Source organism: Vibrio sp. SG41-7 (assembly GCF_014164465.1).
Lineage (GTDB): Bacteria > Pseudomonadota > Gammaproteobacteria > Enterobacterales > Vibrionaceae > Vibrio > Vibrio splendidus.
In genome coordinates, this window is the sequence record NZ_JACJFF010000115.1 from 1 (window position 1) to 15894 (window position 15894).

Sequence of the window (15894 nt, forward strand, 5' to 3'; positions counted from 1 at the left end):
TCTTGAATAACTTTGAATCGACTAATTTCTTTTTCACTCATGGCAATCAACATCTCAGTAGTCCTTAGTAACCGAAGCTGGTACATGAAATGTAGTCAGCAACCAGTACTAAGGTGACATTTTAACCTAGCTCAAAAGTGACATTACTATCAGGGGCTTACAAGCTCAGTGCGTATTATGTGCGTTATGTTAAATTGGTTTTGGCGTTTATAAGGCAAGTATCTTTGTGTGATGCCCTGCCTTTATTTGGTGTCGATATTCTCTGATTTATACTGTGTATTTAACCATATTGGCTATTTACCATAAAATACCTAATAACCAGTGATAATAATCTTCGATTTTACCCCTGGCATTAGTTAGAGCTTAACCGCCAGCAAATTTAACTTTGTAGCCTTTCTTTTCAAGGTGCGCTTTGAGCTTGTCACGAGCGTCGCCTTGAATCTCGATGTTGCCATCTTTTACTGAGCCGCCGCAGCCACACACTTTTTTGAGTTCCGCTGCCATTAGTTTTAATGGTGCGTCATCTAGGTCTAAGCCCGTTACGATAGAAACGCCTTTGCCTTTACGGCCTTTGGTTTCTTTTTGGATTCGAACGATACCATCGCCTTTAGGACGTTGGACTTTCTCTTCTTCAGGTTTAATGCGACCTGTTTCTGTTGAATATACTAGGCTCATAAATTACTTCTTTTGTTGCTCTGCTTTTTGTTTTGCGAGTAAGTAAGCTTCTATATGACGCTGGATTGCAATCTTTCCGCCTTTGATAAGACGCCCGTTAAACATGCAATACCACGCGTTAGGCTCACCGGTGTCATTCTTGATCTGATAGCCGTTGAAGTTTTCAGTTAGGCCACCAGTTCCTCTCGACTTATTTAATGCAGTGAACTCTTTAGGGTCAATAATAGACGCCGTGTCAATCCACCAATCAATACTCTTCTTCACGGCAGCTAGGTTGCCCTGAATCACATTGTTTTTTAACTTAGCACGCCAAATGGTGTTATTCGCATCCATCGATTGCAGATGGACGCTACGGTAAATTGAATTAGCCATATCTATTAATCATCTTTTTGTTTTCACTGTATTAATCATAAGTATACTTATAATGATATCAAGCATAATATGGTAAAAACACCTGTCGAGGTACGGTAATTTGCGAAAAAAAGTCCCTATTTTAACCGACTCTGTGACAATTAATTCATTTGTTGAAAAATTGAACAGGCACGCGACAATTGAAATTATAGATGAGTTAACAGGATACCAGTACTCTCGTAACTCACTGCTGGGTATCTACAGTGATTGGAATCGCTACCATGCGTTCTGTGCTAAAAATCGTATCAACACACTCCCTGCCTCTATTACTGCTGTTCGTCGTTTTCTTGAGACTGAATCCAGTGACAGAAAATACGCATCTTTAAAACGTTACACTGCAACGCTTAGTTTGTTGCATACTGTGTTGAGCTTTGCCAACCCAATCAAGCATAGACAAGTTCGTTTTGCCCTGCTCCACTTGCAAGCTCAAATGGCCGGCGACGCTAAGCAAACCAATGCCATGACATCTGCACACCTCGCTGAGTTAAACACGTTACTTTCAAATGAGAAGTCGAGCTTAAAAGAGATCAGAGATATCGCCATTTATAATGTGATGTTTGAGTGTGCTTTAAAACGATCAGAACTTAAGGCGTTATCAATGGGTAATGTCGAGTGCGTTGAAAATGATTACCAGATTACCGTAAAAGATTCAGCGTATCGGCTGTCGCAAGTAGCAAGTGCTGCACTTCAGCGTTGGTTTGCGTTTACTGGGACACAAGAAGAATTGCCCATCTTCCGTGCGATAGACAAGCATGAGAATATCAGTCTGCAACCTTTAGATGATTCGTCGATCTATAGGATATTAAGAAGTGCAAGCGACTTACTTCAACTCGCAGAAAACCACCATTTTTCAGGGAATTCGATTCGTGTGGGTGCCGCACAAGAGTTGTCAAAACAAGGTCTTAAGGTTAGAGAGATTCAGGATTTTGGTCGTTGGCTCAGCCCTGCAATGCCTGCGCAATATGTGGGTTATTCGGGTACGGCTGAGACTGAGAAGATGAAGTTTAAAGCACTGATCCCTTGGCAATAAGCTGACTATCTGTTGGCATTAAACCAATAGTTCCTTGGCTGTAAGCTGATGGCCTCTTTTGGAATAGTCAGCTTTTAATAGACGCTAGTTAAAAAACGGCGTGATCAATAGACGACTGACTTTAAAACCAAAAAGCTTTAACTCTAAAAAAGCTCGAACTCTTAAAAAATAGCGCCTTGGCGGGTAAGCTCAAGGCGCTATTTTTTTATTTAGCCAGTGGTGTAAGACTCGCTAAGATATTTTGGAACAACTAAGAAATGCTTGTTCTCACACAGTTCTCTAGGAACTGGCTGAATTTGTGGCCATCATGTTCAACCATTTTAGGGAACATGGAAATTGGTGTCATGCCTGGGAAGGTGTTGACTTCATTCAGGTAGATCTCGTTGTCTTGCGTTAAGAAGAAATCGATACGAGATAAGTGACGAAGCTTCATTTGGGTGAATACTTTACGAGCACTGTCTGCAATTAACTCTAGTTGTTCGTCTGTTAAGTTATTTGCTTCAATTTCGGTAATTGAGTGGCTGTCTGAGCTGTATTTCTCTTCGTAAGAGTAAAATGCGCCATTAGGTGCAATCACCTCGCCCGGTTTGCTGATGTGTAGCTCACCATCGATTTCATAAGCGGCAACTTCGAGCTCTCTAGGCACAACTGATTTCTCAACCAGCACTTGATCAGAGAAGGTAAACGCCTTATTGATCGCTTCGCTTAAGTCTTCCACTTGGTTAACTTGGTAACAACCTACAGAAGAACCTTGACGAGCCGCCTTCACAAAAACTTTGCCCCAATTTTCAAAAGCTTGAGTCGCTTGTGAATGCGCTTGGTCGTTGTTGTCTGATAAAAACAGATACGGCGTGTTTGGGATGCCAAGTGCGTCGTACCAAAGCTTTGAAGTGATTTTGTTAAAGCTGTTGTTGCTCGCTTCAGAGCCACACCCTAAGTACGGAATCTTAGCCATTTCAAACAATGATTGAATGTCACCTGTTTCACCCGGGAAGCCGTGAATACAAGGCACAATGAAATCGACTGTAGACTCTAGGTTGTCGCCACGTAAGGTTTGATTATTGATATCTAGATAAACCAATTCACCTGAATCAAGACACCAGCCTTCGTTTTTAATTTCAACTCTGACAACGTTAAAATCTGCAACGCTATTCAGTTGTTCAAAAAGGTAATTGGCTGAAACTAAAGATACTTCATGCTCTGAAGATCCACCGCCACAAAGTAGAAGGATGTTAATGGTGTTCATGGGTAAATTCGGTCCTTGAAACTAGGAATACTGACTTCAATGATAAACAAAAGTCGAAATAGGTACAGTGTTTTGAACGTTAAAATTGTGTTCGAAAGATCGAGCGATTAACTATTAAACAAAACTGCTGGTCTTAAAACAAAAGAAGGAGCATTTGCTCCCTCTTTCTGAATTAAAACTTAGTTCAACTTGTTAAGCGTTGGGTATTCAGAGTTCTTGATGTCATCAATGCTCTTAACAAACGGCTTCAAGTTTTGGAAAGTGGTTGGCAGCGTTGAGATTGCCTTTTTAGCTTCTAAGCGCGTTGCGTAATCACCGTAAAGTACGGTGAACCACTTAGTGCCGTTAACCATTTTGTAGTTTTCCCAAACTGGTTGAGAAGTCGTAGGTAGCATTTTCACGAAAGAATCGACTTTACTCTGGCTGCCAACAGCAACAACTTGAACCGTGTAACCAAAGCGCTGGTTCATATCTTGTTGTTTCTTCGTTGGGCCTGTCACTACTGCAACTGGCTTAGCTTTAGTTGTTTGAGTGACTTTCTGCTCAACAGGTTCGGTTCTGATCACGTTAACAACGTTTTCTTCAACAACGCCTGTTTGCTCAGATTGAGATACAACTGGAGCTTCAACTTTTGCCGTTTTGTACTCTTCTTGATAACTATCTGAAGTTACATTGGTAACGTAGTCGTCAGATACACATGCAGCCAAGAGCAGTGGCAAAGTCACAATTGCAAATTTTTTCATGGAAAGCTCTATATCCTTAATAATAATTACTATAAATCATGCCGATACGTCGGTTTAGAATCAAGTTAACTTTGAGATTATACACCATTAGTGGGTGACCTATTTCACAAACTTTATGCAGTGTTTGCTTATTCATCTGAATTCGGTGAATTTGCCATCAACCCGTGAGTGAAAAGTAAGTTACGATGAACTTACGTGCATTGCTAGGATATGTCTATGAATCATCTTGATCCCCTCCTTAAACCCCGTTCAATCGCTGTTGTTGGTGCTTCTCAACGAGAAACGCGCGCGGGATATATCGTCATGAACAATTTGTTGCACGGGGATTTTAAAGGTGCGGTGATGCCCGTTACGCCAAAATATGACTCGGTGGCAGGCGTACTCTCATACAAGAACATTTTGTCACTGCCTATCGTGCCTGACCTTGCGATTCTCTGTACCAATGCGACCCGTAATGTGGCTATTTTTGGAGAGCTGGCCGAGAAAGGCATAGCCTCTGTCATTGTGCTTTCATCCGACATGCAGCAACAAAGCGATAATGGCGAAACGTATGATGCACGATGCCTAGCGATTGCTAAAAAACACAACATTCGGGAGCTTGGCTCCAATAGCTTGGGGATTATTGTCCCTTGGTTAAATTTAAATGCCTCTTTTTCTCCGGTAACTGCGCTGCCAGGTAAAATCGCCTTTGTTTCTCAGTCTGCTGCAGTGTGTACTACGATTCTCGATTGGGCGAACGACAAAGAGATTGGCTTCTCAGCGTTTATCTCGATAGGCAATGGCAGTGACATCGAATTCTCGGAACTCTTGGATTATTTGAGTACCGATTCTCACACCGAAGCGATATTGCTTTATGTCGATAGCATTACTGATGCGAGGCGCTTTATCTCTGCAGCGCGTGCAGCGTCACGCAACCGACGAATTCTAGTGCTAAAAGGCGGACGAACAGCGAAAGGCCGAGCGGCGGCCATGGCACATACCGGTGGTGCCGATACCTTAGACATTATCTATGACTCTGCGATCCGACGCAGCGGTATGTTGCGAGTTAAGAACTTACATGAACTGTTTGCTGCGGTAGAGACACTGACTCATTCAGTGCCCTTGCGTGGCGAGCGCTTAGCTATTGTTACCAATGGTGGCGGCCCTGCAATTATGGCCGTGGACACCCTATTTGACCGCGGCGGTAAGCTCGCAGAATTATCTGAAGATACGCTCGATAAACTCAGTAAGGTTTTGCCATCGAGCTGGTCTCATAGTAACCCTATCGATATTGTTGGCGATGCTGGCGATCAACGCTATATCGACACCATAAACATCTTGCTCGATGGCGATGAAGCGGATGCCATTCTTATCATGCACAGCCCTTCTGCGGTCGCACATTCAGCCAAAACAGCAGAGAGAATTATTGAAGCGATTAAAAAGCATCCTCGCCATAAGCGCTTTAATATCTTAACGAATTGGTCTGGGGAGTTAACGGCAAGGCCGGCGAGAAAGCTGTTTACTGAAGCGGGTTTCCCAACCTATCGAACGCCTGAAAGTTCAGTGGTCGCATTCATGCACCTGGTCGAGTACAGACGCAACCAACGTCAGTTAATGGAAACGCCGACTACGGCAGAAAAAGTGCACATTGAAGACTTGGCAGATGCAAAAAATTGGATAGAACGCCAACTACTGGATAAAGATACAGTTAGTCTTGATACCCATCAAAACAGTCAGTTTTTCAAGCACTTCAATCTTGATGTGTTGCCAACTTGGATTGCTTCCGACCCAAGTGAAGCGGTGCACATTGCTGAAACGATCGGTTACCCGGTCGCCGTAAAACTTCGCTCGCCAGACATTGCGCATAAGTCAGACGTTCAAGGTGTGATGCTCAATTTACGAAACAGTAGTGAAGTCGCGAATGCCGCTCAGGCAATTCTCGATCGATCTCAATTGTCGTTCCCTACTGCTCATATCCATGGCTTGTTGATTCAAGGTATGGCCAAGCTTGCAGGCGGCCAAGAACTGCGAGTTAAGGTCACAACGGACGAAACCTTTGGCCCTATCATTTTACTTGGCCAAGGTGGCTCTGAGTGGGATGAATCGATTGATGCCGCGGCTGCTTTCCCACCGCTTAACATGACATTGGCGCGTTACTTGATCATTAGGGCGATAAAAAGTGGCAAGATTCGCCTGCAAAAACTGCCTAACCCAATCGACATTGAAGGGCTCTCTGAGTTGCTGGTTCGTATATCGCAAATGGTAGTGGATTGCCCTGAAATACATGATTTGGATATCCATCCAGTACTGGCCAATGGTGACAAGTTCACGATATTAGATGCCGATATCATCTTGAAAGCGTACGAAGGCGATCCACAAGAACGTCTTGCGATTCGCCCTTATCCGGTCGAACTTGAAGAGAATATCGTACTCAAGGACGGCACCGAAGTGTTGCTACGCCCTATTCTTCCTGAAGATGAACCGCTTCATGCTGACTTTATTAATCGCGTATCTAAAGAGGATCTTTATAAACGTTTCTTTAGTGATGTTGGAGAATTCAATCATGAGGCGTTGGCAAATTTTACTCAGATTGATTTTGATAGAGAAATCGCGTTTGTGGTGGTTCGTAAGGAACAAGGTGTGCCTGCGATTATTGGTGTATCGAGAGCGCTAATTAACCCAGAGAACACCGATGCCGAGTTCGCGATTCTGATACGTTCCGATCTGAAAGGTGTCGGCTTAGGTCGTATTCTTATGACTAAGGTTATCGATTACTGCCGTGCGAAGCAGACTAAACAGATGTCGGGCATGACGATGCCAACGAATAGAGGGATGCTGACACTAGCTCAAAAGCTCGGCTTCGAGCTAGATATCAGTTTTGAAGATGGTACCGCAGATATGGTGTTACCGTTACTTTAACGCCCATGTCTTTTTAAGATGTTGGATACACCAAGACTTGGCGTCGCCCATTTTGTTGCGTCGCCAAGCCATGACGATATCAATCGGCTGTGGTTCTGTACCCGAAATCTGCTGTAGAACGCCAGATTCAATCAGCGGCTTAGCAATACTACTCGGCAAGGTGCCAATCCCTAATCCAGTTGTTAGAGCCTCTACCTTTGCAGGGAAGCTTGTTACGGTTAAACGAGGTTGTTTCTCTAGAATGTTACGACTTAACGCTGGTTGATCGCGTGCAGTGTCTGCAATTGCAATAACCCTGTAACTTTCCCTCGCCTTTTGGTCGAACTCGCCAGAGCGCTTATGAACGTAGTGGTTTGATGCCGCGACCCATACCATTTCCATCTTACCAATGATGTCACTTTTCATATCGTTTGGAATCGTGTCGAGCTTGGGACATACCAATAAATCGGCTCGGCCATCTGTCAGGGATTCCCAACATCCGGCTAAGATCTCTTCTTGTAAGCGAACACGTGTTTTGCTGATTTTCCCGAGTTCGTCGACCAACGGGAAGAAATTGGCAATAGGAATGATGCCATCAAAGGCAATGGTTAAATCGAGCTCCCAGCCATTAGCAAGAATACTCGCATCGTTAACGAGTTGTTCAGTGGCACCAAGAATGATTCTACCTTGCTCTAATATTAACTGCCCCGCTTCCGTGAAATTTGCACGGTGGCCTGAGCGATCAAAAATCATGATATCTAAGTCTTGCTCTAACTTCTGGATTTGATAACTCAATGAAGAAGGCGCTCGGTCCAGTTCATTCGCTGCAGCTGCGAAACTCCCACGACGATCAATGGCATCTAATATGTGTAATGCTTCAAGTGTTATTGGACTATGCATAGCTTTCCTACTTTATAAATGAGACTTGAATCACAAAAACAGAAGCATTCAGGCTATGAATGTAACTGTAAAAGTCTTTTTAATACAGGTATTTAAGAGTATTAATTATGAATTAGTTGATAAGATTGAAAATTATTTAAATGCAAATAATAGTAATTATCATTTAGATCCAATATTATCTTTCGCAAATCAAGATAATACTATGGAACTAAGGTAACTATCAGATGTATAAGCAATCCCTACTCTCTGCTTCAATCGTTTTAGCGCTTTCATCAACATCAGCCTTTGCTGACGATTATGCCCTATTTGACGAGGTTGTTGTATCGGCAACTCGTACGAATCAAACACTTATCAATACTGCGGCTTCTGTTACTGTCATCTCGGATAAGCAAATTGAAGAGAACATGGCGAAAGATGTGAATGAAATCTTCGAATACACTCCGGGTGTAACGATGAATTCAAGCTCTCGCCAAGGCGCACAGACTATCAACATTCGTGGCATGGAAGGTAAACGCGTTAAGATTTTGGTCGATGGCTCTTCTCAGCCAGGTTCATTTGATGGTGGTCCATACGCATTTATCAATTCTAGCGGTATTTCAATCGATCCCGACATGCTTAAAAGTGTCGAAATAATCAAAGGTGCTGCTTCAAGTTTACACGGAAGTGATGCTATTGGCGGTGTTGTTGCTTTTGAAACTAAAGACCCTTCTGATTTCTTGAAAGATGGCGAAGACTTCGGTGGCCAAGCGAAACTGTCTTACTCTTCAGAAGATAACTCTTTCAGTGAGCACGTTGCATTAGCTAATCGATTTGGTGACTTAGAAACATTGGTTGCCTACACTCGCCGTGACGGTGAAGAGCTTCAAAACTTCCGCGACTCTAATAACTTAGAGAATTACGCAGTAGAAGATCAAGACACATCAGCCGATAACCTATTGGTAAAATTGCAATATCAATTGAATGAAAGCCATCGTATTGAGTTTCTAGCTGAACTAATCAAAGATACTTCAGACTCTGACATTTATCACTCAAGCTACGATAGCTACACGGGTGCAGATGATACAGAGCAAAATCGATTTGCGATTAAACACATTTGGTTTGCTGATGGCGCAATTGCCGATACCGTGACCAGTAAAGTGTCGTACATTTCCAAAGAAGAAAATGGTGTGACGAAACGCTTTAAACCCGCAGGTCCGGGCTTTCCACCTTACGTTCCTGCTAACAACGACAATCTTCAAACCAAAGATTACGAGTACACAGAAGATAAGCTTGAGATTGAAACGCAGTTAGATAAAGAGATTAACAACCATTACCTAGTTTATGGGGCAACTTATACACATAGCGACATCAGCAATACCAATATGGAGTACAACTCTGATACTGCGACTGATGATAAGCTCTATGTATACACTCCTGATGCTAAAGAGCAAAAATTTGGTCTGTTTGTACAAGACGAAATTAGCCTAATGAACGACAAACTTATTGTTACTCCAGGTGTTCGTTTCGATCACTTCTCTACAGACCCTGGTAAAAATACAGGTGAGTCACTTACGGACTTCTCTGATTCTGCGGTAACTGGACGCTTAGGCTCAACATACAAACTTACTGATACAGGCACCATTTTTGGCCAAATTAGCCAAGGCTTTAGAGCCCCTTCTTTCGATGAACTGTACTACACGTATGACAACCCAGGACATGGTTACGTAAACGATCCAAACCCAGATCTTAAGTCAGAAACCAGTATTTCTTATGAGCTAGGTTACCGTCATAATACACAGGCTTCATCGTCTGAAATTGCGGCTTACTACAGTGATTACGATGACTTCATCGAAACAGTGGTAACGAAAAAAGTTGGCGGAACTACACACTACTCTAACGTTAACTTAGATTCGGCAACAATTAAGGGTGTTGAATTCTCTAACACGTTACTATGGGATGTTTTGGTAGGTGCACCTAAGGGGATTTCAACTCACTTCGTTGCTTCATATACAGAAGGTGAAGACGGAAACGGTAATGCACTAAATAGTGTTAACCCTTGGAATGCTGTATTAGGTCTTAACTATGATGCTCCAAACCAAAACTGGGGTACTAGCCTTAAGTTAAACTACACGGCTAACAAGTCTGGTTCAGACATCAACTTCGATGACGAAAGCGGCGGCAACGCTGGTCAAGCTGAGCTTCCAAGCGCTACGGTTGTTGACCTGACAGCTTACTACAAGCCAATGAAGGATCTTACTATCCGTGGTGGCGTATTCAACTTAACTAACGAAGAGTACTACCGTTGGAACGACATTCGTGGCGATGATGAGCTTTACAAAGAGAACTCTCAAGCGGAAAGAAACTACGGCATTTCAGCTAAATACGAATTCTAATTCGTTAGAAAGCTGAACCACAGAAACGTATACAGCAGATACTAAAAAGCCAGCTAAATGCTGGCTTTTATTATTTTCACTAAAAATTGTATCAAAAAGGGATAAAGTGAAATTACTTCTCTGCCATCTCTTTCTTAACCATTACTGCAGCAGCAATGATGAAAGTGATAATTAGGCCTAGTTCCATGATTAACTCCAAAGAAAATTAACATTAAACATATAATTCGCGAGCATGATAACAACAACCGATACAGAATGATACTTTTTAACCACTAATTCACTTTTTATTCGATTTAGATCAAAAAAGATGCCCTAAAGCATCTTTTTGTATATTAATCATTCATGAAACGACTAGATCAGCCAGGGAAACCATTAGGATTCGTTGACTGCCAGCGCCATGTATCTTCCGTCATTTCAGTCAATGTGCGCGTCGCATTCCAGCCGAGCTCTTTCTGAGCTTTAGCTGGATCTGCCCAACATTCTGCAATATCACCTGGGCGACGATCGACCAGTTTATAAGGGACTTGTTTACCGCTCGCTTTCTCGAACGCTTTAACCATATCCAATACACTCGAACCGTTACCAGTGCCAAGGTTGTAGATATGAAGACCGTCTTTACGCCCTACTTTTTCAAGCGCTGCGATGTGGCCATCAGACAGATCCATGACGTGGATGTAATCACGAACACCAGTCCCGTCTTTTGTTGGATAATCGCTACCAAATACCGATAGGAATTCACGGCGGCCCACAGCTACTTGAGAGACAAATGGCATTAGGTTATTTGGAATACCTTGCGGGTCTTCACCTAGCTCACCACTTGGGTGTGAACCTACTGGGTTAAAGTAACGCAGCAGCGTAATGCTCCAATCTGGATTGGCTTTTTGGAAATCGGTTAAGCACTCTTCAACCATTAGCTTACTACGACCGTAAGGATTGGTTGCGCTTGTTGGAAAATCTTCGGTGATAGGCACACTCGCAGGATCGCCGTAGACCGTTGCTGAAGAGCTGAATACTAAGGTTTTTACACCAGCGTCACGCATTGCATCAACAAGGACTAACGTGCCGTTCACGTTATTGTCATAGTATTCAAGAGGCTTAGCCACAGATTCACCAACCGCCTTTAGGCCAGCGAAATGAATAACGGCTTCAATGTTGTGTTGCTTCATGGTTTCAGTCAAAAGCGCTTTATCACGAACGTCACCTTCAATGAAATTAGGGCGAACACCAGATACTTTTTCAATACGCTCTAGAACGCTTGGTTTACTGTTGTACAAGCTATCAAAAAGTACAGGTGTCATTCCTGCGTTGATCATCTGGATACTTGTATGGCTACCGATGTAACCCATGCCACCTGTAACTAAAACATTCATGTTTAGCAGACCTTTTAATTAAAAATATTCAACCTATCACTTATGATACAACAACTTAGGCAAAGGTCACAAACACCTACGGCTATTAACTATCACGAGAGAACACAAATTGACCTTTTCCTTTGCGTTTTGCTTGGTACATCGCCTCATCGGCAACCTTTAGAATCACGTCTATATCACGCTCTGAACCATCAACTAAGTGTATGCCCAAGCTCGCTCCAACATGAAGCGAACGCTGTTTATGGGTCACTTCTTGCCCGATCAGATCCAACAGTCGCTCCGCTAACTTTGCTAACAAGACTTTGTTGGTCTGTTTAATAATAAGAACAAATTCATCCCCCGACAAACGTGCTACCAAATCTCCTGCACGAACTTGAGATAGCAACCGGCTCGATACTTCTTTGAGGATTTCGTCACCCGCATCGTGTCCATAGTTATCGTTAACGTGTTTAAAGCCATCGAGATCCAAGTAGATAACCGCAAAATGCTGATTAGAATAATGGCTAGAGGTGACGACATCATCCATCACCTTATACAGCTGAGCTCTGTTGGCCAAACCCGTTAATGCGTCGTGATGAGCCAAGTGTTCGAGCCTTTCCATCTCTTTGACATTAGATAAATCAGACAGTGTGAGTACCATATCAAATTCGTCTTTCTCATTGTCTGACGAAACTCGATTCACTTTTACAAACATTGGAACCAAAGTGCCAGATGCACTCTTCTCCCATACCTCACCTTGCCACTGCCCATAATTTTCCAATGAACTGCGAATTGTCGGCATTAGGGATGAAAACTGTTGCCAAGAAAAAACGTCAAATGGTGTTTTGCCCACCAGCAGATCAGCGTGATAACCAAGAAGTTGGGTGACCGCTGGGTTTACCATGGTAATTACATTGGATGAATTCAGTACGATTAAGCCGTCTTTACTGTTCTCAAAAACACCCGCGGCTATACGCTGGCGACTCATGGCCGTTTCTATCCCCGTGACATCTTGGATTGCATAAAGAATACGACCGTGCTTTGACAACGAACGGCTGCTCACACGAAGCCAGCGTTTTGAGTGAAAGAGATCGGTGGTTTCGAGTAGTTCGTCATTCAGCTCAATATTGGCGTCGATAACCTCTTGTAAGAACCCAGTTTGCTTTGTCGCGATCAACTCTTGGATCAATAAATTTTCAAGAAACGCTTCGGTACACTTAAAAATGTCACGAGTGGCAGCGTTCGCATGAACGATGAACCCTTTTTCATCGGCTACCAACAACGAGTGCTGAACAGTTTCAATTACCTCGTTCGCAAACGACTTTTCTTCTTGTAGTTTATCTAGCGTAAAATTGATTTGGTTGTCACGATGTTGAAGTCTTTCGAGCATGGTATTAAAAGCTCGAACCAGATCCCCTATCTCATCGTGGTTCGCTGCAACTAATTTTGGTTGTTCTGAACGACGTTCAACAAAGGCTTGCATCGCCTCATTTAGGTCAAACATCGGTTCGATAATCAAGCGTTGAACCAATTTGACCAATACCCCGCCTAAGATCACCAGAAACAGCAGATAGACGGCCGCAACCTTGAAAATATTCGTTAAGATCGTATTAAATGTCTCTTTTGATATTGTCACTCTCAAGTTCGCGATCACAGCGCCATCCAGCGTCACCGGGACGAGTAAAAAGATGAAATTCTGGGAGATGGCAAATTGATGATCCGCGATGTCATTTAATTCATCTGTATTCGGCCTTGGAACCAGCGTATTACTCACTTGATAACTCGCAAAAAGCTGTTCATTAATGTCATAGAGCTTCACCCTGACGATATCTTTATCCGCAACGAAGGCTGACAGAATCTCCTGAGCCGAAGATTTATCCTCAAATAGAATCGCGGCTTGTAGGTTATAAGCAACACCTTGTGCCAACACTTTAACTCGCTGAATAAGACTTTGTTTTTCCCGCTCAAAAGTGACAGTGTAATTAACTGACTGAATGGTCAAAAAAGTAACCGCGATGAAGATAACAATCGGTAATATCAGCTTGTTTTTAATCGATAAATTATTAATGAAAGACAACATTATTGGCCCTCCACTATAGCGATTCGTAACAGGTTTGAGCCAATGACGTATTCACCGCGTTTTGCATTCACTAAGTTGATCTTAGGCTTTAGCTTGTTATCGATGTGCGTTAGCTCAATGACTCCTCCCATATCCGTAAAGTTTGGGATATCGCTAATCGTCACAGTATGTGGTGAGTGGGCTTTACGGCTAAATTCATCATTATCGAGATCAGATAGATAAGTGATATCACACTTAGGAGTCACCAATTGATGTACTTGAATAGCGAGAGAACGAATAGATTTGCCTTGTGTAATCGACGTCAGTGCTTTGCTTACCTTCTCATCGCCAATCACACAGAAGTTAACCGTATTCATGGTGCTTTCGTCGTTCCAACGAATAAAGTTGGCAATTCTAAAAAGGTACACCGCTTTCACTTCATAAGGCTTGAAACTAGCCGCCGATGTATTCAAAGGCACAATAAACATAGCTAACGTGGCAAGGCTGAGTTTATTAAAACCAAGCTTAATACGGTACTTGAGCCACTTAGAATTCATGAGAGACCCTCACATATACAGACTCTTGGTTAACACTTTTCTCAGACGTGAATTCAGCTTGATAGCCGTCACTCTTACCAATGTTTTCAACGACTACTTCAATTAAAGGTGCTGCGGATGATTTTTTCCATGCAAGACGTGCATCAAAGGTTATTTCATGTGGGTAAGATTGCCATTCGTATTGAGTGCCATCGCCTGCTATCCAATAGTCTGGGTAATTCACATTAATGTATTGGCCGATAACATCGAATTGCCAGCTATCGGTGATATTCCACATCAACTGTGCCGTGGCTAAATGTTCATTATCAATGTCATGATAGACGCCAGTTTGTGGGCTAGATTTAGGGTCATCACCCTTGTTTTCGCCTTCTAACGTTGAATAGGCATAACTCAGGTAACTGGTGAGATCTTCTGTAATTTGATAACTTGCGCCTAACTCTAAGCCATAGGTTTTCGCTTTATAATCATCAGATAATGCACCGACATAGATATGATTAGCGGGGATATCATTCGGGTCATAGCTGTGGAAGCGAAGATTGTCATGTTCACTCAGGTAGATTGTTGCATCGAGCTCGAAATTTGAATTGTTAGAGTAGCGGTACCCCATTTCAGCCGTTATGACGTCCTCTATTTCAAGGTTCGAGTTTGATTTATAGACATCCAGATAACTGTCGTTTGAATCGGTATTATAACTGTTGAAGTAGTATGTAGAGTTTGAATCCATATAAGATGGTGCAACAACCGCACGGCTAAGCCCCGCCCACAATGAGTGACGTTGAGTTAACTTATATAACCCACGCAGTTGAGGTGAAAGTTCTGTTGAGTCATTCTGTGTAAAGTGTTCAACCTTGGCACCAATAGTAATAGATAGTGCTTCCGTCATTTGAATTTGAGACTGTATAAAAGCGTTCGCAATATAATCGTTGGCAGATTGGATATTGTAGGCTCGACCTTCGTAATCGGGATTGTACCAATCAACGTCCGAAACTTGGCTAGACGAGAAATCAAGATACATATATCGCAGGCCACCACCGAGTGTCATCTGATGCTTTGCAGATAGCTGGTTGATATAGGTCGAGTCAAAATCGATTGTGGAATAACTTCCAGGGGCGTCAGGGGCATTATCCTCATTATATTCACCCCATAGCGAATATGAGAGTGTCGAACTTTCATTAAAGTGACGAGAGTCGTTAAATTGAACGTAAGCGGATTGGCTCTTGTTATCAAAATCATTGGCTTGTGAACCGACAAACGAGCCTGAGTTATCATATTGGAACGTATAGAGTTCCGACTCATAAAAGCTTTTCTCACCACCAATACGTAATGACCAGTTTTCTTCAGTATTACTTGGTTGAAACACCATCCCAGCCGTTTGCGCTTTCCATTTTTCAGATTCGTTTGTGCGATACGTGGGTTCTTCTCGGTACTTATAGAATGCACGCGCATTCACATCGTCATTCAGGCTTAAACCCTGACGAACACTAAACTCGTAATTATCAGTATTAGAGGCGACACCAGAGAGATACGTCCCTTGAGTATCATTGGCAGATTGGTCATGACTCCAATCTGTTGTTTTCTGTGGTAGAATCTACGTTTTTGGGGTACCAATCATGGCAACTATTCAGGTTAATTGTCGATTTTGCAGTCAGAGTAATGCTGTTCGAAAGCATGGTAA

The 15894-nt window shown here is 42.7% G+C and carries 11 protein-coding genes and 1 pseudogene; 3 read left to right on the top strand and 9 right to left on the bottom strand.

Features of this window, described 5'->3' with window-relative positions; translation table 11 throughout:
• Window positions 1-363 precede the first annotated feature (363 nt).
• Both yciH and H5300_RS21225 read right to left on the bottom strand, forming a co-directional pair.
• The gene (yciH, locus tag H5300_RS21220; RefSeq protein ID WP_009845368.1) at window positions 364-675 is read right to left on the bottom strand and encodes a stress response translation initiation inhibitor YciH; all 312 of its coding nucleotides are present in this window, start codon (window positions 673-675) and stop codon (window positions 364-366) included.
• Between the two features lie 3 nt (window positions 676-678).
• On the bottom strand, window positions 679-1047 hold the full coding sequence (locus H5300_RS21225; RefSeq protein WP_004730993.1) for a DUF3319 domain-containing protein: 369 nt from the start codon (window positions 1045-1047) through the stop codon (window positions 679-681).
• Between the two features lie 100 nt (window positions 1048-1147).
• Here H5300_RS21225 and H5300_RS21230 point away from each other — a divergent pair, with 100 nt between their 5' ends.
• Window positions 1148-2116 carry a tyrosine-type recombinase/integrase gene (locus H5300_RS21230; protein WP_182796804.1) on the top strand — a complete coding sequence of 323 codons (969 nt, stop codon included), beginning with the start codon at window positions 1148-1150 and terminating at the stop codon, window positions 2114-2116.
• A 250-nt stretch (window positions 2117-2366) separates the two neighbouring features.
• Here the strand turns inward: H5300_RS21230 and H5300_RS21235 are convergent, their stop codons facing one another.
• Window positions 2367-3362 (bottom strand): D-alanine--D-alanine ligase, encoded by a 996-nt coding sequence (locus H5300_RS21235; protein WP_182796806.1) that lies wholly within the window; start codon window positions 3360-3362, stop codon window positions 2367-2369.
• 179 nt (window positions 3363-3541) lie between these two features.
• Window positions 3542-4105: an SPOR domain-containing protein gene (locus H5300_RS21240; protein WP_004730988.1), complete on the bottom strand. Its 564-nt coding sequence runs from the start codon at window positions 4103-4105 to the stop codon at window positions 3542-3544.
• A 216-nt stretch (window positions 4106-4321) separates the two neighbouring features.
• Here H5300_RS21240 and H5300_RS21245 point away from each other — a divergent pair, with 216 nt between their 5' ends.
• The gene (locus H5300_RS21245) at window positions 4322-7003 is read left to right on the top strand and encodes a bifunctional acetate--CoA ligase family protein/GNAT family N-acetyltransferase (RefSeq protein ID WP_182796807.1); all 2682 of its coding nucleotides are present in this window, start codon (window positions 4322-4324) and stop codon (window positions 7001-7003) included.
• Here H5300_RS21245 and H5300_RS21250 read toward each other — a convergent pair.
• Window positions 6995-7882, bottom strand: coding sequence for a LysR family transcriptional regulator (locus tag H5300_RS21250; RefSeq protein ID WP_004730984.1), 888 nt, complete (start codon window positions 7880-7882; stop codon window positions 6995-6997). The genes H5300_RS21245 and H5300_RS21250 overlap by 9 nt on opposite strands.
• 224 nt (window positions 7883-8106) lie before the next feature.
• On the opposite strand from H5300_RS21250, the gene H5300_RS21255 reads away from it, so the two are divergent.
• Entirely contained in the window at window positions 8107-10254 is a 2148-nt protein-coding gene (locus H5300_RS21255; protein WP_104215388.1) for a TonB-dependent hemoglobin/transferrin/lactoferrin family receptor, read from the top strand.
• 356 nt (window positions 10255-10610) lie between these two features.
• Here H5300_RS21255 and galE read toward each other — a convergent pair whose 3' ends face one another.
• The 4 genes and pseudogenes from galE to H5300_RS21275 all read right to left on the bottom strand — a co-directional run.
• Window positions 10611-11624, bottom strand: coding sequence for a UDP-glucose 4-epimerase GalE (galE, locus tag H5300_RS21260; RefSeq protein WP_017079232.1), 1014 nt, complete (start codon window positions 11622-11624; stop codon window positions 10611-10613).
• Window positions 11625-11709: 85 nt separating this feature from the next.
• Window positions 11710-13683 (bottom strand): diguanylate cyclase domain-containing protein, encoded by a 1974-nt coding sequence (locus H5300_RS21265; RefSeq protein ID WP_182796808.1) that lies wholly within the window; start codon window positions 13681-13683, stop codon window positions 11710-11712.
• Window positions 13683-14219: a YfiR family protein gene (locus tag H5300_RS21270; RefSeq protein ID WP_182796809.1), complete on the bottom strand. Its 537-nt coding sequence runs from the start codon at window positions 14217-14219 to the stop codon at window positions 13683-13685. The genes H5300_RS21265 and H5300_RS21270 overlap by 1 nt, the downstream gene beginning before the upstream one ends.
• Window positions 14209-15771: pseudogene (locus tag H5300_RS21275) on the bottom strand (TonB-dependent receptor plug domain-containing protein); the annotation flags it as partial. The gene H5300_RS21270 and the pseudogene H5300_RS21275, both read right to left, overlap by 11 nt.
• Between the last annotated feature and the right edge of the window lie 123 nt (window positions 15772-15894).

Excerpts from the sequence above, each read along its gene's own strand:
- yciH (WP_009845368.1), bottom strand. The coding sequence starts at position 675 with ATGAGCCTAGTATATTCAACAGAAACAGGTCGCATTAAACCTGAAGAA.
- H5300_RS21225 (WP_004730993.1), bottom strand. The coding sequence starts at position 1,047 with ATGGCTAATTCAATTTACCGTAGCGTCCATCTGCAATCGATGGATGCG.
- H5300_RS21235 (WP_182796806.1), bottom strand. The coding sequence starts at position 3,362 with ATGAACACCATTAACATCCTTCTACTTTGTGGCGGTGGATCTTCAGAG.
- H5300_RS21240 (WP_004730988.1), bottom strand. The coding sequence starts at position 4,105 with ATGAAAAAATTTGCAATTGTGACTTTGCCACTGCTCTTGGCTGCATGT.
- H5300_RS21245 (WP_182796807.1), top strand. The coding sequence starts at position 4,322 with ATGAATCATCTTGATCCCCTCCTTAAACCCCGTTCAATCGCTGTTGTT.
- H5300_RS21250 (WP_004730984.1), bottom strand. The coding sequence starts at position 7,882 with ATGCATAGTCCAATAACACTTGAAGCATTACACATATTAGATGCCATT.
- H5300_RS21255 (WP_104215388.1), top strand. The coding sequence starts at position 8,107 with ATGTATAAGCAATCCCTACTCTCTGCTTCAATCGTTTTAGCGCTTTCA.
- galE (WP_017079232.1), bottom strand. The coding sequence starts at position 11,624 with ATGAATGTTTTAGTTACAGGTGGCATGGGTTACATCGGTAGCCATACA.
- H5300_RS21265 (WP_182796808.1), bottom strand. The coding sequence starts at position 13,683 with ATGTTGTCTTTCATTAATAATTTATCGATTAAAAACAAGCTGATATTA.
- H5300_RS21270 (WP_182796809.1), bottom strand. The coding sequence starts at position 14,219 with ATGAATTCTAAGTGGCTCAAGTACCGTATTAAGCTTGGTTTTAATAAA.